Source organism: Chromohalobacter sp. HP20-39 (genome assembly GCF_033052815.1).
GTDB lineage: Bacteria > Pseudomonadota > Gammaproteobacteria > Pseudomonadales > Halomonadaceae > Chromohalobacter.
The window spans coordinates 1-260 of record NZ_JAWHTP010000819.1; the positions used below are offsets into that span (position 1 = coordinate 1).

The 260-nt window shown below is 58.1% G+C and carries 1 protein-coding gene; it reads left to right on the forward strand.

The window, feature by feature from the left end:
* Positions 1 to 49: 49 nt before the first annotated feature.
* Positions 50 to 260: hypothetical protein (locus RVY79_RS20240; protein ID WP_317466373.1), on the forward strand; the 211-nt coding region annotated here is incomplete at its 3' end.

Genomic DNA, 260 nt, shown 5'->3' on the forward strand with positions numbered 1-260 from the left:
CCCCCAAACCAGCTTCCATCTGCAGGGGAAGAGCCTGGATGCGGAAACGATGCCCTACATCGTGAAGCACGGAGCGAAGCAAGGCCCGCATCTGAATCAGAATACGGGGATTCAGGGAGGAGACTTAGCCATCGTCATCAACGGGGAGCACTGCTCAGTCGCCATTGTTGGAGACATGGGCTCGTACAACCGCTTTGGTGAAATCTCGATGGCCGCGCATGACGATCTCGACCACCCACAGTGTCGGGGCACGGAGAAGC